This window comes from Streptococcus pseudopneumoniae, assembly GCF_001074565.1.
GTDB lineage: Bacteria > Bacillota > Bacilli > Lactobacillales > Streptococcaceae > Streptococcus > Streptococcus pseudopneumoniae_J.
In genome coordinates this window covers 46,450-65,650 of record NZ_JUQX01000025.1, presented here as the reverse complement: position 1 = coordinate 65,650, position 19,201 = coordinate 46,450, and the positions used below count along the sequence as shown (strand labels likewise).

The 19,201-nt window shown below is 41.3% G+C and carries 24 protein-coding genes; 22 read left to right on the top strand and 2 right to left on the bottom strand.

Features of this window, described 5'->3' with window-relative positions; genetic code table 11:
- The 5 genes from pepV (at position 1) to brnQ (ending at position 4,294) form a co-directional block, all read left to right on the top strand.
- Positions 1 to 1,401 carry a dipeptidase PepV gene (gene pepV, locus ADI74_RS03135; protein WP_049536956.1) on the top strand — a complete coding sequence of 467 codons (1,401 nt, stop codon included), beginning with the start codon at positions 1 to 3 and terminating at the stop codon, positions 1,399 to 1,401.
- Between the two features lie 53 nt (positions 1,402 to 1,454).
- Entirely contained in the window at positions 1,455 to 2,039 is a 585-nt protein-coding gene (locus ADI74_RS03130; RefSeq protein ID WP_049536955.1) for a uracil-DNA glycosylase family protein, read from the top strand.
- A 12-nt stretch (positions 2,040 to 2,051) separates the two neighbouring features.
- Positions 2,052 to 2,543: a prolyl-tRNA synthetase associated domain-containing protein gene (locus tag ADI74_RS03125; RefSeq protein ID WP_049536954.1), complete on the top strand. Its 492-nt coding sequence runs from the start codon at positions 2,052 to 2,054 to the stop codon at positions 2,541 to 2,543.
- Positions 2,544 to 2,564: 21 nt separating this feature from the next.
- On the top strand, positions 2,565 to 2,783 hold the full coding sequence (locus ADI74_RS10720) for a rhodanese-like domain-containing protein (protein WP_049536953.1): 219 nt from the start codon (positions 2,565 to 2,567) through the stop codon (positions 2,781 to 2,783).
- A 185-nt stretch (positions 2,784 to 2,968) separates the two neighbouring features.
- On the top strand, positions 2,969 to 4,294 hold the full coding sequence (gene brnQ, locus ADI74_RS03115; RefSeq protein ID WP_049536952.1) for a branched-chain amino acid transport system II carrier protein: 1,326 nt from the start codon (positions 2,969 to 2,971) through the stop codon (positions 4,292 to 4,294).
- A 37-nt stretch (positions 4,295 to 4,331) separates the two neighbouring features.
- Here brnQ and ADI74_RS03110 read toward each other — a convergent pair whose 3' ends face one another.
- Both ADI74_RS03110 and ADI74_RS03105 read right to left on the bottom strand, forming a co-directional pair.
- Positions 4,332 to 4,883 (bottom strand): DUF1307 domain-containing protein, encoded by a 552-nt coding sequence (locus ADI74_RS03110; protein ID WP_049536981.1) that lies wholly within the window; start codon positions 4,881 to 4,883, stop codon positions 4,332 to 4,334.
- 285 nt (positions 4,884 to 5,168) lie between these two features.
- The gene (locus tag ADI74_RS03105; RefSeq protein WP_049536951.1) at positions 5,169 to 5,720 is read right to left on the bottom strand and encodes a DUF1307 domain-containing protein; all 552 of its coding nucleotides are present in this window, start codon (positions 5,718 to 5,720) and stop codon (positions 5,169 to 5,171) included.
- Between the two features lie 139 nt (positions 5,721 to 5,859).
- Here ADI74_RS03105 and ADI74_RS03100 point away from each other — a divergent pair, with 139 nt between their 5' ends.
- From ADI74_RS03100 to ADI74_RS03020, 17 genes are all read left to right on the top strand, one after another.
- Positions 5,860 to 6,897, top strand: coding sequence for a M42 family metallopeptidase (locus ADI74_RS03100; RefSeq protein ID WP_049536950.1), 1,038 nt, complete (start codon positions 5,860 to 5,862; stop codon positions 6,895 to 6,897).
- 1 nt (position 6,898) lies between these two features.
- Positions 6,899 to 7,360, top strand: a complete 462-nt coding sequence (locus tag ADI74_RS03095; RefSeq protein WP_049536949.1) for an HIT family protein — start codon at positions 6,899 to 6,901, stop codon at positions 7,358 to 7,360.
- Positions 7,361 to 7,377: 17 nt separating this feature from the next.
- Positions 7,378 to 8,133, top strand: coding sequence for an LD-carboxypeptidase LdcB/DacB (gene ldcB / locus ADI74_RS03090; protein WP_049536948.1), 756 nt, complete (start codon positions 7,378 to 7,380; stop codon positions 8,131 to 8,133).
- A 122-nt stretch (positions 8,134 to 8,255) separates the two neighbouring features.
- The gene (gene rplK / locus ADI74_RS03085; RefSeq protein ID WP_001085804.1) at positions 8,256 to 8,681 is read left to right on the top strand and encodes a 50S ribosomal protein L11; all 426 of its coding nucleotides are present in this window, start codon (positions 8,256 to 8,258) and stop codon (positions 8,679 to 8,681) included.
- A gap of 96 nt (positions 8,682 to 8,777) precedes the next feature.
- A complete protein-coding gene (gene rplA / locus ADI74_RS03080; RefSeq protein WP_001085672.1) occupies positions 8,778 to 9,467 on the top strand; it encodes a 50S ribosomal protein L1 in 690 nt (229 codons plus the stop codon).
- Between the two features lie 483 nt (positions 9,468 to 9,950).
- The gene (locus ADI74_RS03075) at positions 9,951 to 10,709 is read left to right on the top strand and encodes a class I SAM-dependent methyltransferase (protein ID WP_049536947.1); all 759 of its coding nucleotides are present in this window, start codon (positions 9,951 to 9,953) and stop codon (positions 10,707 to 10,709) included.
- 86 nt (positions 10,710 to 10,795) lie between these two features.
- Complete coding sequence (locus ADI74_RS03070) at positions 10,796 to 11,308, top strand: adenine phosphoribosyltransferase (protein WP_001049316.1); 513 nt, start codon at positions 10,796 to 10,798, stop codon at positions 11,306 to 11,308.
- Positions 11,309 to 11,489: 181 nt separating this feature from the next.
- Positions 11,490 to 12,434: a homoserine O-acetyltransferase MetA gene (gene metA / locus ADI74_RS03065; protein ID WP_001122695.1), complete on the top strand. Its 945-nt coding sequence runs from the start codon at positions 11,490 to 11,492 to the stop codon at positions 12,432 to 12,434.
- Positions 12,435 to 12,442: 8 nt separating this feature from the next.
- The gene (locus ADI74_RS03060) at positions 12,443 to 13,120 is read left to right on the top strand and encodes a DnaD domain-containing protein (protein ID WP_049505240.1); all 678 of its coding nucleotides are present in this window, start codon (positions 12,443 to 12,445) and stop codon (positions 13,118 to 13,120) included.
- Positions 13,121 to 13,216: 96 nt separating this feature from the next.
- Positions 13,217 to 13,975 (top strand): triose-phosphate isomerase, encoded by a 759-nt coding sequence (tpiA, locus tag ADI74_RS03055; protein WP_049490291.1) that lies wholly within the window; start codon positions 13,217 to 13,219, stop codon positions 13,973 to 13,975.
- Between the two features lie 192 nt (positions 13,976 to 14,167).
- Positions 14,168 to 14,686, top strand: coding sequence for a Dps family protein (locus ADI74_RS03050; protein WP_049536946.1), 519 nt, complete (start codon positions 14,168 to 14,170; stop codon positions 14,684 to 14,686).
- A gap of 211 nt (positions 14,687 to 14,897) precedes the next feature.
- Positions 14,898 to 15,236 carry a zinc ribbon domain-containing protein YjdM gene (locus ADI74_RS03045; RefSeq protein WP_001061580.1) on the top strand — a complete coding sequence of 113 codons (339 nt, stop codon included), beginning with the start codon at positions 14,898 to 14,900 and terminating at the stop codon, positions 15,234 to 15,236.
- A gap of 2 nt (positions 15,237 to 15,238) precedes the next feature.
- Positions 15,239 to 15,862: a Pr6Pr family membrane protein gene (locus ADI74_RS03040; RefSeq protein ID WP_049536944.1), complete on the top strand. Its 624-nt coding sequence runs from the start codon at positions 15,239 to 15,241 to the stop codon at positions 15,860 to 15,862.
- 112 nt (positions 15,863 to 15,974) lie between these two features.
- Entirely contained in the window at positions 15,975 to 17,126 is a 1,152-nt protein-coding gene (locus ADI74_RS03035) for an MFS transporter (protein WP_049536943.1), read from the top strand.
- A gap of 97 nt (positions 17,127 to 17,223) precedes the next feature.
- Entirely contained in the window at positions 17,224 to 17,973 is a 750-nt protein-coding gene (gene truA / locus ADI74_RS03030) for a tRNA pseudouridine(38-40) synthase TruA (protein ID WP_049536942.1), read from the top strand.
- Entirely contained in the window at positions 17,963 to 18,736 is a 774-nt protein-coding gene (locus ADI74_RS03025; RefSeq protein ID WP_049536941.1) for a bifunctional hydroxymethylpyrimidine kinase/phosphomethylpyrimidine kinase, read from the top strand. The genes truA and ADI74_RS03025 overlap by 11 nt, the downstream gene beginning before the upstream one ends.
- Positions 18,714 to 19,175 carry an ECF transporter S component gene (locus ADI74_RS03020; protein WP_049536939.1) on the top strand — a complete coding sequence of 154 codons (462 nt, stop codon included), beginning with the start codon at positions 18,714 to 18,716 and terminating at the stop codon, positions 19,173 to 19,175. The genes ADI74_RS03025 and ADI74_RS03020 overlap by 23 nt, the downstream gene beginning before the upstream one ends.
- Positions 19,176 to 19,201 lie beyond the last annotated feature (26 nt).

Below are 19,201 nucleotides of genomic sequence, written 5' to 3'. Positions count from 1 at the left end.
ATGACAGCAATTGATTTTACAGCAGAAGTAGAAAAACGCAAAGAAGATCTCTTGGCTGACTTGTTTAGCCTTTTGGAAATCAACTCAGAACGTGACGACAGCAAGGCGGACGCTCAGCATCCATTTGGACCTGGGCCAGTAAAAGCCTTGGAAAAATTCCTTGAAATCGCAGACCGTGATGGTTATCCAACTAAGAATGTTGATAACTATGCTGGACATTTTGAGTTTGGTGATGGAGAAGAAGTTCTCGGAATCTTTGCTCATATGGACGTGGTGCCAGCTGGTAGCGGTTGGGACACAGACCCTTATACACCAACTATCAAAGATGGCCGCCTCTATGCGCGTGGTGCTTCAGATGACAAGGGTCCTACAACAGCTTGTTACTATGGTTTGAAAATCATCAAAGAATTGGGCCTTCCAACTTCTAAAAAAGTTCGTTTCATCGTCGGAACAGACGAAGAATCAGGTTGGGCAGACATGGATTACTACTTTGAACATGTAGGACTTGCGAAACCAGACTTCGGTTTCTCTCCAGATGCTGAATTCCCTATCATAAATGGTGAAAAAGGAAACATTACCGAATACCTCCACTTTGCAGGTGAAAATACAGGTGCTACTCGTCTTCACAGCTTCACAGGTGGATTGCGTGAAAATATGGTACCTGAATCAGCAACAGCAGTTGTTTCAGGCGACCTAGCTGACTTGCAAGCTAAATTAAATGCTTTTGTTGCAGAACACAAACTCAGAGGAGAAATTCAAGAAGAAAACGGTCAGTACAAGGTGACTGTGATTGGTAAATCAGCCCATGGTGCTATGCCTGCCTCAGGTGTCAATGGTGCGACCTACCTAGCACTCTTCCTCAGCCAGTTTGACTTTGCTGGACCAGCAAAAGACTACCTAGATATCGCTGGTAAGATTCTTTTGAACGACCATGCAGGTGAAAATCTCAAGATTGCCCATGTGGATGAAAAGATGGGTGCCCTTTCTATGAATGCCGGTGTCTTCCGCTTTGACGAAGCAAGTGCTGACAATACGATTGCCCTCAACATTCGCTATCCGAAAGGAACAAGTCCAGAGCAAATCAAGTCAGTTCTTGAAAACTTGCCAGTTGCTTCAGTTAGCCTTTCTGAACACGGCCATACACCTCACTATGTACCAATGGAAGATCCGCTTGTGCAAACCTTGTTGAATGTTTATGAAAAACAAACAGGTCTTCAAGGGCATGAACAAGTCATCGGTGGTGGAACCTTTGGTCGTCTGCTAGAACGTGGTGTTGCCTACGGTGCCATGTTCCCAGATTCTATCGATACCATGCATCAAGCCAATGAATTTATCGCCTTGGACGATCTCTTCCGAGCAGCAGCAATTTATGCAGAAGCTATTTACGAATTGATCAAATAAAACGATAGAAGTCTGAGATTTGATTCTTAGACTTCTTTTTGGAGGGAAACTAGATGTCTCAAATCGAAAGAATCAAGAAAGCCATCATGGCGGATCCGCAAAACAAAAGCTATACAGATCAGGGGATAGAGCCCCTCTTTGCAGCGCCAAAGACAGCTCGCATCAATATCATCGGTCAAGCGCCTGGACTTAAAACCCAAGAAGCAGGACTTTACTGGAAGGATAAAAGCGGGGATCGCTTGCGGGACTGGCTCGGCGTTGATGAGGATACTTTTTACAATTCAGGTTATTTTGCAGTGTTGCCCATGGATTTTTACTTTCCAGGACATGGCAAGTCTGGTGACTTACCGCCTAGACCTGGTTTCGCAGAAAAATGGCATCCGCAACTCTTGCAAGAATTACCCGATATCCAATTAACTCTTTTAATCGGGCAGTATGCCCAAGCCTATTATTTACATGAGAAAGTTAGTGGCAAGGTAACAGAGAGAGTTCGACACTATCAGGATTATTTGCCAGAATTTTTCCCTCTGGTTCACCCTTCTCCCCGTAATCAAATCTGGATGGCTAAGAATCCTTGGTTTGAGTCAGAAGTAGTGCCAGATTTGAAAACATTGGTACAAAAGATTATTCATCAATAAAGGAGAAAAACTATGGATGCTTATCAACAAGTAGCTAATAAGTTGCAAGAGTTGGGAATCACCTTTGATGTGGTGGAGCACCCACCTGTATTTACGACAGAGCAGGCAGATAGCTATATTGAAGGAATGGAAGGAGTCCGGACTAAGTCCATGTTTTTGACCAATAGGAAGAAAACTCAGTACTATCTACTCATAATGGATGACAAGAAACGATTGGATATGGATGACTTTAAAGTTCAAGTGGGAGCCGATCGGATTCGAATGGCCTCATTGGACTCCTTGGCTGAGAAAATGAACCTGCTAGCAGGAACGGTATCACCTTTTGGTTTGTTAAATAATGATGAAAAAGACATTCTAGTTTATTTTGATAAGGACATTGTATCGGAGGATATCATGACTTTTCATCCCAATACTAATGAAAAGACCATCTTTATCAAAAGCAAAGACTTGTTCCGATTTTTAGAGTCGATTGGATTTACCTATGGGGTTTTAATCTTGCCTTAATGGCATCAAAAAGAAGAAATGATGAAAGAAATTGTTTTTGACAAATTCTACCAACTTTACCAGAAAGAATCCCTTTCTGTATTAGATGTGAGAGGAGTAGAAGAGTTGGACAATGAGCAGTTGCATTATGTCATTTGTAAATCAGGGATGAGATCAGCTCGTGCTTGCCAGTTCTTAGAGGAGCATGGATGCAAGGTTATCAATGTCCAAGGTGGCATGATGGCCTTTGAAGAACTTTAAACCTATATGGCGATAGATTCTAATCTTCCCTTGCTCGGTTCTAACTGAGTAAGGGCGCTTTGTTTTTAGACAATTCTTATTTTTAAAAATATTGAAAACATTCAATATTTACTTCGTGATGCTTTTTTCAAAGTCCTAATCATGGTATACTAGGTCAGTATTTTAGAAATATGAAGGAGATTTTTATGGCTAAAAAAGGTGCCCTAACAGGCTTGCTCCTGTTTGGAATATTTTTTGGTGCGGGAAACTTGATTTTTCCACCTTCTCTAGGTGCCCTATCTGGAGAACAGTTTCTTCCTGCCATCGCAGGTTTTGTCTTTTCAGGTGTCGGCATTGCCGTCTTGACACTTATCATCGGAACGCTCAATCCTAAAGGATACATTTATGAGATTTCTAAGAAAATCTCACCTTGGTTTGCGACTCTTTATCTTGCAGTCCTCTATCTATCGATTGGCCCATTCTTTGCCATTCCACGTACAGCAACAACAGCTTACGAGGTCGGTATCAGCCCTCTCTTGTCTGAAGCAAATAAAGGCCTAGGATTGATTATCTTTACCGTGCTTTACTTTGCCGCAGCCTATCTGATTTCACTCAATCCATCAAAGATTTTGGATCGTATCGGACGAATCTTGACACCAGTCTTTGCTTTGCTTATCGTTATCTTAGTTGTACTAGGTGCCTTTAAATATGGTGGAACAAGTCCCCAAGTAGCTTCAGAAGCCTATCAAGCATCTGCTTTCGGAACAGGATTCCTAGAGGGGTATAACACCTTGGATGCCCTTGCCTCAGTGGCCTTCAGTGTCATCGCTGTTCAAACCTTGAAACAACTTGGATTTTCAAGTAAGAAAGAATACATTTCAACTATTTGGGTTGTTGGTATTGTTGTAACTCTTGCCTTCAGTGCTCTCTATATTGGTCTAGGATTCCTTGGAAATCACTTCCCAGTACCGGCAGAAGCCATGAAGGGTGGAACTCCAGGTGTTTATATCTTGTCACAAGCAACTCAGGAAATCTTTGGTTCAACGGCTCAACTCTTCCTTGCTGCCATGGTAACTGTAACCTGCTTCACAACAACAGTTGGCTTGATCGTATCTACAGCTGAGTTCTTTAACGGACGCTTCCCACAAATCAGCTACAAGGTCTATGCAACTGCCTTTACCTTGATTGGATTTGCCATTGCAAACCTCGGTCTGGATGCGATTATCAAGTACTCAATTCCAGTACTGGTTATCTTGTATCCAATCACTATTGCCATTGTGATGATTGTGATTGTTAATAAGTTTGTACCCCTATCAAAACCGGGTATGCAGTTAACAATGGGAGTTGTCACAGCAATCGCTGTTGCAAGTGTTCTTGGAAGCTCCTTTAAGATTGACTTTCTAGCAAATCTTGTGAATGCTTTGCCTTTTGCTAAGGCATCCCTCCCATGGTTGGTGCCAGCTATCATCGGAATCTTGCTTTCTTTGGTCCTTCCAAACAAGCAAGAAAGCGATGTTTTTGAAATGGAATAAAAAAACTTGGCCTTGGCCAAGTTTTTTTCTATTAATCTTAGTTGGTTTGTTCAGTGTAACCAGATTCTTCAAGCATTTTCTTCGAAGCTGCATAACTTATACGGTTTCCAAAGCCAGAAAATTCGTTCGGCATTGCTTTTTTTAGGTCTGCAAGAGTTGCAACAGTCATGTCAACTTCCATTCTTAGAATAACTTTTTCGTCTTTGATTTCAACTTTTTGTGTTACTCCTTTGACACCCTCATAACCTTTATAAGTATCTTCAACAATTTCTTTAATGCCTTCTGCGGAATTATCAAGTTTAGCAGGATCAAAAACATTATAAACTGTTTGTTTTAGAATGTCGTCTCCTTTTACAGTATAAGCTAAGGTAGACTCAATACCAGGTTTGCTGTTGTGAACAAAGGTGTGAGTTTTCGTTTCTTCTTTCTTTTCAGATGATTGTTGGCTGCTCTGCTTGGTTTCGCTTGATTGAGCAGTTTTGTCTTCCTTGGCACTACTATTGGTAGGAGTTGATGCTTGTTTAGAGCATCCCATTAGAAGGATGAGAGCAGCCGCAAGGGCAAGAGATGTTTTAAAGTAAGATTTCATATCCATTGCTTTCCTTTCGTAGTCAAAGTATCAGTATTATAACACGGATAGTGGGTGCAAGCAATCATAAGGACCTAGTAAACAATCCCATTGACAGTAAAAGGATATGCTTGGTTTTTCCTTCTTGGCTAACTTCTAGCTCTTAATCTCTATTTCATTTGATCAAGGATTTCATTTTGATTGATTCCCTCGTGATATAAGAAAACACCCCAAAGATAGCTTGGTGACTATCGTATGGGGTGGCCATTATAAGGTCAGTTTTTTGTCTGTTTTGAGGATGAAAGATTAGTTGCTTTCTTCAGTGAATCCCAGTGTCTCTAGTCCATTTTTAGTGATTGAGAAACTGACACGATTTCCAATACCAGGATATTCTTCAGGGAGTGCTTTTCTAAGTTCGTCAAGGCTTGCAGTTGAGTAATCAACTTCGAGATCTTGAACAACTTTTCCATCTTTGATTTCAATGGTTTGTTTAACACCTTTTAGCCCGTAATAACCTTTATAGGTATCCTCGAGTGTACTCTTGACCTCTTCTGGAGTTGCACCAAGGATTTCAGGATCTGCAACATTCTGAGCGGTTTGCTTGGTAACATTGTCGCCTTCTACAGTATAAACCAAGGTAGAAGTGATTCCAGGATTGCTTTTGTTGACAAAGGTATGTGTTTTAGTTGTTTCTTTCTTTTCAGATGATTGTTCAGTGCTTTGTTTGCTCTCACTTGACTGAGTTGTTTTGTCTTCTTTGCTACTGCTGTTGGTAGGTGTTGATGCTTGTTTGGAACATCCGAGAAGGAGGATAAGTGAAGCCGCAAGGGCAAGTGAGGTTTTAAAGTAAGATTTCATATCCTTTACTTTCCTTTCATAATCAAAGTATTTGTATTATAACATGGATCTATAGTGAAAGCAACTAAACACAGTTTTTCTCCTTTTGAGAAGGAGTCTGACTAGAAAAATGTTATAATGGTAGGAAAGAGGTGAAGAAATGAATCAAACTGTAAACTATATCAAAGAATTAACCGCTATTGCATCTCCAACGGGCTTCACTCGTGAGATTTCTGACTACCTAGTCCATACTTTAGAAGAGCTTGGTTACCAGCCTATTCGAACTGCTAAGGGTGGTGTCAATGTAACAATCAAAGGTCGAAACGACGAACAACATCGCTATGTAACTGCCCATGTGGACACACTCGGAGCCATTGTACGTGCTGTCAAGTCTGATGGTCGTCTCAAATTGGACCGTATCGGTGGTTTTCCTTGGAACATGATTGAGGGAGAAAACTGTACCGTTCATGTGGCTAGTACAGGTAAAAGGGTATCTGGAACTATCCTCATCCACCAGACATCTTGCCATGTCTACAAAGATGCAGGAACTGCTGAACGTACTCAGGACAATATGGAAGTTCGTTTGGACGAAAAAGTGACCAATGAAAAAGAAACGCGTGCTTTGGGTATTGAGGTTGGTGACTTTATTAGTTTTGATCCGCGAACAGTTGTGACGGAAACTGGTTTTATCAAGTCTCGCCACTTGGATGACAAGGTCAGCGCAGCAATTTTACTCAATCTCCTTCGAGTTTATAAAGAAGAAGGAATTGACTTGCCGATGACGACACACTTTGCTTTTTCAGTCTTTGAAGAGGTGGGCCACGGTGCCAACTCCAATATTCCAACTCAAGTGGTGGAGTACCTGGCTGTCGATATGGGAGCCATGGGAGATGACCAGCAAACGGATGAGTACACAGTGTCTATCTGTGTCAAGGACGCTTCAGGTCCCTATCACTATGACTTCCGTCAACACTTGGTAGCTTTGGCGAAAGAGCAAGATATTCCATTTAAGCTCGATATCTATCCATTTTACGGTTCAGATGCTTCAGCGGCTATGTCTGCAGGAGCAGAGGTCAAACACGCCCTCCTTGGAGCTGGTATTGAGTCCAGTCACTCTTACGAACGAACACATATTGATTCGGTCGTGGCGACTGAGCGTATGGTCGATGCTTACCTCAAGAGTGCATTGGTAGACTAATATGTGCTTGATTTGTCAAAGAATTGAATGGATCAAGGCAGGGGAAAATCCCTACTTTGTAAAAGAACTAGAAACAGGCTATGTTGTTATTGGAGATCACCAATACTTTAAGGGCTATACCTTATTTCTGGCAAAAGAGCATGTCACAGAACTCCACCATATGGAGAATTCTGAAAAACTTCGTTTTCTAGAGGAAATGAGTTTGGTCCAAGAAGCTGTCGCCAAAACGTTTAAAGCTGAAAAGATGAATATTGAACTCCTAGGAAATGGAGATGCGCACGCTCACTGGCACCTATTTCCAAGACGGTCGGGTGATATGAAGGGTCATGGACTTAATGGTCGTGGTCCAGTCTGGTGGGTGCCCTGGGAAGAAATGGCAGCAGAAGATTGCCAAGTACAATCTCCAGAGCTGGAAGAGATGATTAAAACCTTATCCGATGAATTGGAGAAGCATTTGGCCTAAGAGAGAGGAAGGAAGAAATGAAAAAAAGATATGTCATTTTATCTGGTTTACTAGCAGTAACCCTAGCAGCTTGTTCGCAAGAAAAACCGAAAGTTGAAGAAAATACTCAAAAGACGGAGCAAAGCAGTCAACCTGAAGAAAATACTCAAAAGACGGAGCAAAGCAGTCAACCTGAAGGAACTGTAGGCAGTGAACCCCAAGCCTCTAGCCAGAAGAAAGCAGAAGTTGTTAATAAGGGAGACCACTATAGTATACAAGGAAAATACGATGAAATCGTCGTAGCTAATAAGCACTATCCTTTGTCAAAAGACTATAATCCAGGAGAAAATCCAACAGCTAAGGCAGAGTTGCTCAAACTCATTGCAGCAATGCAAGCAGCTGGCTATCCGATTAGCGATCACTACAGTGGCTTTAGAAGTTATGAAACACAAACCAAACTTTATCAAGACTATGTGAATCAAGACGGTAAGGAAGCTGCAGATCGCTACTCAGCTCGCCCTGGTTACAGTGAACACCAGACAGGTCTGGCTTTTGATTTGATCGGGACTAACGGAGAATTGGTTACAGAGGAGAAGGCAGCCCAGTGGCTCTTGGATCATGCGGCTGACTATGGCTTTGTTGTTCGCTATCTCAAAGGCAAGGAAAAAGAGACTGGCTACATGGCAGAAGAATGGCATCTCCGCTACGTTGGAAAAGAAGCCAAAGAAATTGCTGCAAGTGGCCTCAGCTTGGAAGAATACTATGGCTTTGAAGGCGGAGATTACGTCGATTAAAAATGAAAGTTTTCTCTTGCATTTTTGGATAAATAGTGTATAATGGAAAGGTATGTGTAAAGCATACTTGTGGGAGGTAAAAATCTCTAGTTACCGCCAAAACCACAAAGGAGGATTTAAAAATGGCTAAAAAAGTCGAAAAACTTGTAAAATTGCAAATCCCTGCTGGTAAAGCTACACCAGCTCCACCAGTTGGACCTGCTCTTGGTCAAGCTGGTATCAACATCATGGGATTCACAAAAGAGTTCAACGCTCGTACAGCTGATCAAGCTGGAATGATCATTCCAGTTGTTATCTCAGTATACGAAGACAAATCATTTACTTTCATCACTAAAACACCACCAGCTGCTGTTCTTTTGAAAAAAGCTGCAGGTGTTGAAAAAGGATCAGGTACACCTAACAAAACTAAAGTTGCTTCAGTTACTCGTGCGCAAGTACAAGAAATTGCAGAAACTAAAATGCCAGATTTGAACGCTGCAAACCTTGAGTCTGCAATGCGTATGATCGAAGGTACTGCTCGTTCTATGGGATTCAACGTTGTTGACTAATCAATAACATCCCAAGATAACCCGCAAGACTTCATCATTTCGAGAAGTGACGTGGGAGATGAAAATCGATTGAACCACTTACAAGGAGAATAGAAAATGGCTAAAAAAAGCAAACAACTTCGTGCTGCTCTTGAGAAAATCGACAGCACAAAAGCTTACAGCGTAGAAGAAGCTGTAGCTCTTGCAAAAGAAACTAACTTTGCAAAATTTGATGCAACTGTAGAAGTTGCTTACAACTTGAACATTGACGTTAAAAAAGCTGACCAACAAATCCGTGGAGCAATGGTATTGCCAAACGGTACTGGTAAAACAGCTCGCGTTCTTGTATTTGCACGTGGTGCAAAAGCTGAAGAAGCAAAAGCTGCTGGTGCAGACTTCGTTGGTGAAGACGACCTTGTTGCTAAAATCAATGACGGTTGGTTGGACTTCGACGTAGTTATCGCAACACCTGATATGATGGCTCTTGTTGGACGTCTTGGACGTGTCCTTGGACCACGTAACTTGATGCCAAACCCTAAAACTGGTACTGTAACAATGGATGTTGCTAAAGCAGTTGAAGAGTCTAAAGGTGGTAAAATCACTTACCGTGCAGACCGTGCAGGTATCGTACAAGCTATCATCGGTAAAGTTTCATTTGAAGCTGACAAGTTGGTTGAAAACTTCAAAGCATTCAACGAAACAATCCAAAAAGCGAAACCAGCTACTGCTAAAGGAACTTACGTAACAAGCTTGACAATCACAACTACTCAAGGTGTTGGTATCAAGGTTGACGTGAACTCACTTTAATCAATAAATATATAAAAAACGAGTGCGAAAGTGCTCGTTTTTTAGGTACGACGGGCATTCGTTCATCTGTGGTGTAAGTCCTCTGTGGCTACCATATACTAGTAAACCCAAAAGTGATTCCCAAGCCTGACTATTGTGAGTAGCTGATCGAACGGCATTAGGATAGACTGTTTAAGTCTGACGTTGGAAATAAGAATCGGCAGAGAAAGAGATAGAGAAATCTTGGCTATACGAATAGCCACGTGATAGTAAAGCGTACTTAGCGGATAAGGAGGCCAGCAACTCTAAAGTACAAATATGTAGTTGTAACCTATATGAGTAAACTACGTGAGCAATTGAATTCGAACTAGAGAGGTGATTAATAGATTTATGCTATAGTCATGGCAGTTTGTATGCTTTTGATTCTAGTTTATCAAATAATAGATTAGAATTGTCAGACAATATAATTTTATGTTATAATGAAGAAAAAATAGAGGTGTTCAAATGTCAGAAGCAGGTCATAAGTTTTTAGCAAAACTGGGGAAAAGACGCTTACGTCCAGGTGGAAAACGTGCTACAGATTGGTTAATTGCGGAAGGAGGATTTTCAAAAGAAAAGAGAATACTAGAAGTTGCGTGCAATAGGGGAACTACAGCAATTGAGTTGGCACAGCGTTTTGGTTGTAAGATAACTGCTGTTGATATGGATGGACAAGCCTTAGAAGTGGCTAAAAAATCTGCTGAAATGGCAGGTGTTGATCATTTGATCAGATTTGAAAGAGCAAATGCAATGAAACTTCCTTATGAAGATGCTAGTTTTGATATTGTTATAAATGAAGCTATGCTGACTATGCAAGCCGATCAAGCTAAGAAAAAATGTGTAATGGAGTATCTAAGGGTTTTAAAACCTGAAGGTCTTCTTTTGACACATGATGTGCTTCTTAAGGAAGCTAAAGAGTCTGTCAGACAGGAATTGTCACAAGCAATTCATGTAAATGTGGGTCCTTTAACTCAAGATGGTTGGGAACAGGTGATGATAGAATCAGGTTACCATGATGTGAAAATATTGACTGGTGAAATGACATTAATGAAATTATCAGGTATGATTTATGACGAAGGTTGGCTAGGAACTTTGAAAATTTGCGTAAATGCTTGTAAAAAGGAGAATAGAAAGCAGTTTTTAACTATGTATAAAATGTTTGCTAAGAATAAACAGAAATTGGGCTTTATTGCTATGGCTAGTTATAAATCGTCAAATCGTTAGATAATTATTGAAGTTAACTTTTCCTTTTTTCTTTCTTAAAAAATATGGTATAATAGAGAGTAAAAAACTTTGAAAGAAAGAAAAAGATGAATTTAAAAGATTATATCGCAACGATTGAAAATTATCCTAAGGAAGGCATCACCTTCCGTGATATCAGCCCATTGATGGCAGATGGCAATGCTTATAGCTATGCTGTTCGTGAAATCGTTCAGTATGCAACTGACAAGAAAATCGACATGATCGTGGGACCAGAAGCCCGAGGTTTTATCGTTGGCTGTCCCGTTGCCTTTGAGTTGGGGATTGGATTTGCTCCTGTACGTAAACCAGGAAAATTGCCACGTGAAGTCATTTCAGCTGACTATGAAAAAGAGTACGGTATTGATACCTTGACCATGCACGCTGATGCCATCAAACCAGGTCAACGCGTTCTCATCGTAGATGATCTCTTGGCAACAGGTGGAACTGTCAAGGCAACAATTGAGATGATCGAAAGACTTGGTGGAGTTGTGGCAGGTTGTGCTTTCTTGATTGAGTTGGATGAGCTTAAAGGCCGTGAAAAAATCGGAGATTACGATTACAAGGTACTTATGCATTATTAATGAAAAACAGTCCTTGGGGCTGTTTTGTCTTCATCTGCTATATAAATTAACTATAGCTAGTTAGAGAAAAACTATAATTGAAAACTATATCTTCTTGCAGTATAATAAAAGGACTAAGTGTTTGAGATTTGACTTCAAACACATTCAATTATTTCTAAAAGAGTACAGTTAGGAGAAGGTTATGCCGATTAGAATTGATAAAAAATTGCCAGCTGTTGAGATTTTACGGACAGAGAATATCTTTGTCATGGATGATCAACGTGCGGCCCACCAAGATATCCGTCCCTTGAAAATTTTGATTTTAAACCTAATGCCCAAAAAAGTGGTCACAGAGACCCAGTTGTTACGGCATTTAGCAAATACTCCTTTGCAATTGGACATAGACTTTCTCTATATGGAGAGCCACCGTTCCAAGACGACTCGTGCAGAGCATATGGAGACTTTTTATAAAACTTTTCCTGAAGTCAAGGACGAGTATTTTGATGGGATGATTATCACAGGGGCTCCGATTGAGCATTTACCATTTGAGGAAGTGGACTATTGGGAGGAATTCAGTCAGGTGCTTGAGTGGTCCAAGACCCATGTCTATTCGACCCTTCATATCTGCTGGGGTGCCCAAGCAGGTCTTTATGCTCGCTATGGAGTTGATAAACACCAGATGGAGCAGAAATTGTCAGGCATTTACCCGCAGGATACCTTGAAAGAGGGCCATCTTCTCTTTCGTGGTTTTGATGATAGCTATGTAGCTCCCCATTCTCGTTATACAGAAATCTATAAGGAAGAGATATTAGGAAAAACCAATCTGGAAATCCTCTCTGAGGGAGAACAAGTCGGCGTTTCTATTTTAGCCAGTCGGGATCTTCGTGAGATTTATAGTTTTGGTCATTTAGAATATGACCGTGATACTCTAGCAAAAGAGTATTTTCGTGATTGTGAGGCAGGACTTGATCCTCACATTCCGGAAAATTACTTCAAAAATGATGATGTGAATGAGACACCGTGTCTCTGTTGGTCTTCATCAGCTGCCCTCTTTTTCAGTAACTGGGTTAACTATGCCGTTTATCAGGAAACTCCTTTTGACTGGAAAAAGGTAGAGGACGATGCAGCTTCATTTGGATATTTATAAGAGGAATTATGACATATTTTGACGCTTTTAAATCAGGGAACTTGGTTTTGCCAAGTGCCCTGCTCTTGCATTTTAAGGAACTCTTTCCTTCCAGCGAAGATTTTCTCGTCTGGCAATTTTTCTATCTACAAAACACCACAGCCTTAGGAGATGTTTCGCCTAGCCAGATTGCTGAAATCATTGGGAAAGAAGTGGCAGATGTCAACCAATCCATTTCGAATTTGACTGAAAATGGTTTGCTACAATATCGGACCATTGAACTAAATGGGGAAATTGAGCTCATTTTTGATGCTAGTTTGGCTTTTGAACGCTTGGATAGCTTGTTGGATAGCCAAACTCCAGCTACAACTGCTCCAAACCCGCAGAATCAGTTGAAGGATCTGGTTGAAACTTTTCAGCAGGAATTGGGACGCTTATTAACACCATTTGAAATCGAAGATCTTTCTAAGACTGTCAAAGAAGACGGAGTTAAGGCGGATTTAATCAAGGAAGCTCTCCGAGAGGCCGTTCTCAATGGCAAGCCAAACTGGAAATATATTCAAGCCATCCTTCGGAATTGGCGGCATGAAGGCATTCAATCTGTTGCCCAAGTAGAGGCCAAACGAGCAGAGCGAGAAGCGAATAATCCCAAACAAGTTCAAGCTTCAGCTGATTTTCTCGATGCTATGAATTTGTGGCAAGATTAGTCGCTTGAAAAATCTTGAAAATTAGAGTAAGGTTTGCAAGCTCTTTATAAATATGATAAAATAATAGAAAATAAAATGAAAAAAGAGGTATGTGAAATGTCACGTAAACCATTTATCGCTGGTAACTGGAAAATGAACAAAAATCCAGAAGAAGCAAAAGCATTCGTTGAAGCCGTTGCCTCAAAACTTCCTTCATCAGACCTTGTTGAAGCTGGTATCGCAGTTCCTGCACTTGACTTGACAACTGTTCTTGCTGCTGCTAAAGGAACTAACCTTAAAGTTGCTGCTCAAAACTGCTACTTTGAAAATGCAGGTGCTTTCACTGGTGAAACAAGCCCACAAGTTTTGAAAGAAATCGGTACAGACTACGTTGTTATCGGTCACTCAGAACGTCGTGACTACTTCCATGAAACTGACGAAGATATCAACAAAAAAGCAAAAGCAATCTTTGCAAACGGTATGCTTCCAATCATCTGTTGTGGTGAGTCACTTGAAACTTACGAAGCTGGTAAAGCAGCTGAATTCGTAGGTGCTCAAGTATCTGCTGCTTTGGCTGGATTGACTGCTGAGCAAGTTGCTGCATCCGTTATCGCTTATGAGCCAATCTGGGCTATCGGTACTGGTAAATCAGCTTCACAAGACGATGCACAAAAAATGTGTAAAGTTGTTCGTGACGTTGTAGCTGCTGACTTTGGTCAAGAAGTTGCTGACAAAGTTCGTGTTCAATACGGTGGTTCAGTTAAACCTGAAAACGTTGCTTCATACATGGCTTGCCCAGACGTGGACGGAGCCCTTGTTGGTGGAGCATCACTTGAAGCTGAAAGCTTCTTGGCATTGCTTGACTTTGTAAAATAATCTAGGTTATTCCAGACAGTCTTTTAAGACTGTCTTTTTTTAAAAAAAATTCTGTATATTTTTCTTAAATTATCAGTCTATTGCAACTTTTCTCAGATAGTACATTTTCCTTGATATCATTTTCTGGTAGTAGTATACTTGTATTATAGCTACTGTGAAGTAGTTATAAAAAAATGAAAAGAGGTAAGAAATATGGTTGAATTGAAAAAAGAAGCAGTAAAAGACGTTACAACATTATCTAAAGTAGCGCCAGTGGCATTGGCAAAAACAAAGGAAGTATTGAACCAAGCAGTAGCGGATTTGTATGTGGCACACATTGCCCTTCACCAAGTTCACTGGTATATGCGTGGTCGGGGCTTCCTCGTGTGGCATCCAAAAATGGATGAATACATGGACAGTCTTGATGGCTATCTTGACGAAATCAGCGAACGTTTGATCACCCTTGGTGGCAAACCTTACTCAACTTTGACAGAATTCCTTCAACACAGTGAAATCGAAGAAGAAGAAGGAGAATTCCGTAATGTTGAAGAAAGCTTGGAACGTGTTCTAGCAATTTATCGCTACCTCATCACTCTTTTCCAAAAAGCTTTGGATGTAACTGACGAAGAAGGTGATGATGTTACCAACGATATCTTTGTTGGGGCTAAGGCCGAACTTGAGAAAACAGTTTGGATGATTGCAGCAGAACTTGGACAAGCTCCTGGTCTGTAAGATATAGTTGCTACCCCTTTTATCATGAGGTGCTTGATAAGTACCCATGAACAATCATCTTTTAAAAGTCATGTAACTGTAAAAAGGTGCATGACTTTTTTGTTTGCTAGCCCTTAGGAATCATTGTCAAATCTAGGATTTTACGGTATAATAGTTGCTGTTCGAGAAATTTTGATTTTCAAAGAATAGTGAAATGTTATAAGGAGAACCCATGAACAACTTACCAAATTGCCCAAAATGTCATTCAGAATATGTCTACGAAGACGGAAGCCTCTTGGTCTGCCCAGAGTGTGCCTATGAATGGAATCCTGCTGAAGTTGCAGAAGTAGAAGAAGGTGTTGTTGCTATCGATGCTAATGGAAATAAATTGGCTGACGGCGATACTGTAACCCTCATCAAGGATTTGAAAGTAAAAGGAGCACCTAAGGATTTGAAACAAGGGACTCGTGTCAAAAATATCCGTATCGTAGAAGGTGACCATAACATTGATTGTAAGATTGATGGTTTTGGTGCTATGAAACTCAAATCAGAATTTGTTAAGAAAATCTAGCCATGAAAATGAACCTGAAATTTATCTTTTATAGCCGTGTGCTCTTGTTCTTAGCGGCTTTCACAGGAGTTTACCTAGAGATTACCAAGCGAGGTGGTTTTGGTATGCTCCTCTACTACACAGTGCTATCCAATCTCTTAGTAACAGTTTTTACAGCTTACTTGCTTTATGTGATGAGCCGTTCAGGTGAAAATTGGCAAAGTCCGACCTTGCTTCGTCTCAAGGGTGGCGTTACCATGAGTATCATGATTACCTGTGTGATTTACCATTTTATGCTTGCTCCGATTGCGACAGACTTTTACCGTGTGGAAAATTTCCTTTGCCACTATATCGTTCCACTCTGGTTTTTAGCCGACACCCTCTTCTTTGATAAACAGGGGCAATACAAGATCTGGGATCCAGTCTTGTGGACCATCTTGCCCTTGGTTTATATGATTTTTGCCTTGTTTAACGGCCTGGTCTTAAAACTCAATATTCCGAATTCCAAGGACAATCCCTTCCCTTATTTCTTTTTAAATGTGAACAAGGGTTGGGACGTGGTTATCAAATGGTGTTTGATCATTTTTGCGGCGTATATGGTTGCAGGCTTCATCTTCTATCTGATCAAGCAAATCAAGCGAAAATAGTCTTCCTATTAGGAAAGTTAGGACGGAGTCTCTAGTTCAATCGGGCTCCTTCTTTTCTTGCCATCTTCCTTTTAAAAGGATCAACAGTGAGAAATATATAGAAAGAAAATCCATGAAACAATATTTAGAACGGGCTAGTATTTTGGCCCTCTCCCTCGTTTTGATTACCTCCTTTTCCATCTCAAGTGCTCTGCCAGCCATGTTTGACTACTATCAGGGCTATCCCAAGGAACAAATCGAGCTTCTCGTTAGCCTCCCTTCTTTTGGGATTATGATTATGCTAGTCTTAAATGGGGTTTTGGAACGTTTGTTGCCTGAACGTCTTCAGATTAGTCTGGGCCTTGTCATCCTCTCTATCGGTGGAACAGCTCCCTTCTGGTATCAGGATTATAACTTTGTCTTTGCTATGCGGATTTTATTTGGTTTGGGTGTGGGGATGATTAATGCCAAGGCCATTTCCATTATCAGTGAACGCTATCACGGAAAGACACGGATCCAGATGCTAGGTCTCCGCGGATCAGCAGAGGTGGTTGGTGCTTCGATTTTAACTCTAATGGTAGGTCAACTCCTTTCCTTTGGATGGACAGCGACCTTTTTAGCTTATAGTGCTGGATTTTTAGTGTTGATCCTTTATCTGCTATTTGTCCCTTATGGAAAAGAAAAGAAAGAGACTAAGAAAAACGAGGTGGAAAGCGCTCGTCTGACAGGACAGATGAAAGGCTTGATTTTCCTTTTGGCTGTTGAAGCAGCAGTCGTTGTTTGCACCAACACAGCTATCACCATTCGTATTCCTAGTCTGATGGTAGAAAGAGGTCTAGGGGATGCCCAGTTATCGAGCTTGGTTTTAAGTATCATGCAGTTGATTGGTATCTTGGCAGGTGTGAGTTTTTCTTTCTTTATCTCTCTGTTTAAAGAAAGGTTGCTCCTTTGGTCAGGTATCACCTTTGGATTGGGGCAGATTGTGATTGCCTTGTCTCCGTCATTGGGTGTGATGGTAGTTGGAAGTGTTGTGGCAGGTTTTTCTTACAGTGTGGCCTTAACCACTGTCTTTCAGCTTCTTTCTGAAAGAATCCCAGCAAAGCTCCTTAATCAGGCAACATCTTTTGCAGTGCTAGGATGTAGCTTTGGTGCCTTTACCACACCTTTCATTCTGGGGGCGATTGGCTTGGTAGCTCAAAACGGTATGTTGGTCTTCACCATTTTAGGATGTTGGTTGATTGTCACTTCTATCTTTGTTATGTACGCACTTCAAAAGAGAGCTTAGGATTAATTTCCTAAGTTTTTCTTTTTGGAATTTGTACCCAGACAATTATTGGTTTTTAAACTTGTTTACACTTTTATTTCCTGATAAAATAGAAGTTATGACAAGATATAAAGCAACTATTTCTTATGATGGTTTTGCCTTTGCCGGTTTTCAGCGCCAGCCTCATGCGCGGAGCGTTCAAGAGGAAATCGAAAAAACCTTAACGAGACTGAATAAGGGGCAAGCCATCACTGTTCACGGTGCTGGTAGGACTGATAGTGGGGTTCATGCTCTTGGTCAGGTCATTCATTTTGATCTGCCCTATCAGATGGATGAGGAAAAACTTCGTTTTGCCCTGGATACCCAATCTCCTGAAGATATCGATGTAATCTCGATGGAACTTGTGGCGGATGATTTTCATTGCCGTTATGCAAAACATAGCAAGTCCTATGAGTTTATCGTGGATAGAGGGCGCCCCAAAAATCCGATGCGCCGTCACTATGCTACTCACTTTCCCTATCCCCTCGATGTGGAACGCATGCAGATGGCAATCAAAAAGCTAGAGGGAACCCACGATTTCACTGGTTTTACAGCCTCTGGGACTAGTGTGGAGGACAAGGTTCGCACTATCACAGAAGCGAGTTTAACAGTCGATGAAACAGGGCAGTTTTTAACCTTTACCTTTTCAGGAAATGGTTTCTTGTATAAGCAGATTCGCAATATGGTGGGGACGCTGCTCAAAATCGGAAATAATCGCATGCCAGTTGAGCAGATTGACTTGATTTTGGAGAAGAAAGATAGGCAACTTGCTGGTCCCACTGCGGCACCAAATGGCTTGTATTTGAAGGAGATTCGATATGAAGAATAATCGTATTTTAGCACTTTCTGGGAATGATATTTTTAGTGGTGGTGGTCTGTCAGCTGATTTGGCTACCTATACCTTGAACGGTCTGCATGGCTTTGTAGCAGTGACTTGTTTGACGGCCTTGACCGAAAAGGGCTTTGAAGTCTTTCCAACTGACGATGCCATTTTTCAACATGAATTAGATAGCTTGCGTGATGTGGAGTTTGCGGGGATTAAGATTGGCCTTCTTCCTACTGTCAGTGTGGCTGAGAAGGCCTTGGACTTTATCAAGCAGCGGCCAGGAGTGCCTGTGGTATTGGATCCCGTCTTGGTCTGCAAGGAGACCCATGATGTAGCAGTCAGCCAACTCTGTCAAGAGTTGATTCGTTTTTTTTCTCATGTTAGCGTGATTACGCCAAATCTTCCTGAAGCAGAATTGCTAGCAGGTCAGGAGATTAAAACCTTGGAAGACATGAAAAGAGCAGCACAAAAATTGCATGACTTAGGAGCGTCAGCGGTCGTTATCAAGGGAGGCAATCGTCTCAGTCAGGACAAGGCAGTAGATGTCTTTTATGACGGACAAAGTTTTACTGTCCTAGAAAATCCCGTCATCCAAGGCCAAAATGCTGGTGCAGGTTGTACCTTTGCCTCAAGCATTGCCAGTCACTTGGTTAAAGGGGATGAACTTTTACCAGCAGTAGAGAGTTCTAAAGCTTTCGTTTACCGTGCTATTGCACAAGCAGATCAATATGGAGTAAGACAATATGAAGCAAACCAAAACAACTAAAATCGCCCTTGTATCCCTCTTAACCGCCCTTTCTGTGGTTCTAGGTTATTACTTGAAAATAGCAACTCCAACAGGAATGCTGACTCTCTTGGATGCCGGTATTTTCTTTACCGCCTTTTACTTTGGCAGTAAAGAGGGGGCTGTCGTTGGAGGTCTAGCAGGTTTCTTGATTGACCTCTTATCAGGCTACCCTCAGTGGATGTTCTTTAGCTTGATCAACCATGGCTTGCAGGGATTTTTCGCAGGATTCAAAGGGAGATCTCAGTGGTTAGGACTTATCTTGGCAACGATTGTCATGGTAGGGGGCTATGCCTTGGGTTCAACTTTGATGAATGGCTGGGCGGCAGCCCTACCAGAAATCCTACCAAACTTCCTGCAAAATATCGTGGGTATGGTTGTAGGGTTTGTAGTCTTTCAGAGCGTCAAGAAGATAAAATAAAAAAGTCAGCTTCAATAGCTGACTTT

Excerpts from the sequence above, each read along its gene's own strand:
- ADI74_RS03105 (WP_049536951.1), bottom strand. The coding sequence starts at position 5,720 with ATGAAATCTTACTTTAAAACCTCACTTGCCCTTGCGGCTTCACTTATC.
- truA (WP_049536942.1), top strand. The coding sequence starts at position 17,224 with ATGACAAGATATAAAGCAACTATTTCTTATGATGGTTTTGCCTTTGCC.
- ldcB (WP_049536948.1), top strand. The coding sequence starts at position 7,378 with ATGAAAAAAAGATATGTCATTTTATCTGGTTTACTAGCAGTAACCCTA.
- ADI74_RS03070 (WP_001049316.1), top strand. The coding sequence starts at position 10,796 with ATGAATTTAAAAGATTATATCGCAACGATTGAAAATTATCCTAAGGAA.
- ADI74_RS03125 (WP_049536954.1), top strand. The coding sequence starts at position 2,052 with ATGGATGCTTATCAACAAGTAGCTAATAAGTTGCAAGAGTTGGGAATC.
- ADI74_RS03100 (WP_049536950.1), top strand. The coding sequence starts at position 5,860 with ATGAATCAAACTGTAAACTATATCAAAGAATTAACCGCTATTGCATCT.
- ADI74_RS03020 (WP_049536939.1), top strand. The coding sequence starts at position 18,714 with ATGAAGCAAACCAAAACAACTAAAATCGCCCTTGTATCCCTCTTAACC.
- ADI74_RS03060 (WP_049505240.1), top strand. The coding sequence starts at position 12,443 with ATGACATATTTTGACGCTTTTAAATCAGGGAACTTGGTTTTGCCAAGT.
- rplK (WP_001085804.1), top strand. The coding sequence starts at position 8,256 with ATGGCTAAAAAAGTCGAAAAACTTGTAAAATTGCAAATCCCTGCTGGT.
- ADI74_RS03110 (WP_049536981.1), bottom strand. The coding sequence starts at position 4,883 with ATGAAATCTTACTTTAAAACATCTCTTGCCCTTGCGGCTGCTCTCATC.
- metA (WP_001122695.1), top strand. The coding sequence starts at position 11,490 with ATGCCGATTAGAATTGATAAAAAATTGCCAGCTGTTGAGATTTTACGG.
- ADI74_RS10720 (WP_049536953.1), top strand. The coding sequence starts at position 2,565 with ATGAAAGAAATTGTTTTTGACAAATTCTACCAACTTTACCAGAAAGAA.
- ADI74_RS03050 (WP_049536946.1), top strand. The coding sequence starts at position 14,168 with ATGGTTGAATTGAAAAAAGAAGCAGTAAAAGACGTTACAACATTATCT.
- ADI74_RS03095 (WP_049536949.1), top strand. The coding sequence starts at position 6,899 with ATGTGCTTGATTTGTCAAAGAATTGAATGGATCAAGGCAGGGGAAAAT.
- ADI74_RS03045 (WP_001061580.1), top strand. The coding sequence starts at position 14,898 with ATGAACAACTTACCAAATTGCCCAAAATGTCATTCAGAATATGTCTAC.
- tpiA (WP_049490291.1), top strand. The coding sequence starts at position 13,217 with ATGTCACGTAAACCATTTATCGCTGGTAACTGGAAAATGAACAAAAAT.
- ADI74_RS03025 (WP_049536941.1), top strand. The coding sequence starts at position 17,963 with ATGAAGAATAATCGTATTTTAGCACTTTCTGGGAATGATATTTTTAGT.
- ADI74_RS03040 (WP_049536944.1), top strand. The coding sequence starts at position 15,239 with ATGAAAATGAACCTGAAATTTATCTTTTATAGCCGTGTGCTCTTGTTC.
- pepV (WP_049536956.1), top strand. The coding sequence starts at position 1 with ATGACAGCAATTGATTTTACAGCAGAAGTAGAAAAACGCAAAGAAGAT.
- rplA (WP_001085672.1), top strand. The coding sequence starts at position 8,778 with ATGGCTAAAAAAAGCAAACAACTTCGTGCTGCTCTTGAGAAAATCGAC.
- ADI74_RS03075 (WP_049536947.1), top strand. The coding sequence starts at position 9,951 with ATGTCAGAAGCAGGTCATAAGTTTTTAGCAAAACTGGGGAAAAGACGC.
- ADI74_RS03035 (WP_049536943.1), top strand. The coding sequence starts at position 15,975 with ATGAAACAATATTTAGAACGGGCTAGTATTTTGGCCCTCTCCCTCGTT.
- brnQ (WP_049536952.1), top strand. The coding sequence starts at position 2,969 with ATGGCTAAAAAAGGTGCCCTAACAGGCTTGCTCCTGTTTGGAATATTT.
- ADI74_RS03130 (WP_049536955.1), top strand. The coding sequence starts at position 1,455 with ATGTCTCAAATCGAAAGAATCAAGAAAGCCATCATGGCGGATCCGCAA.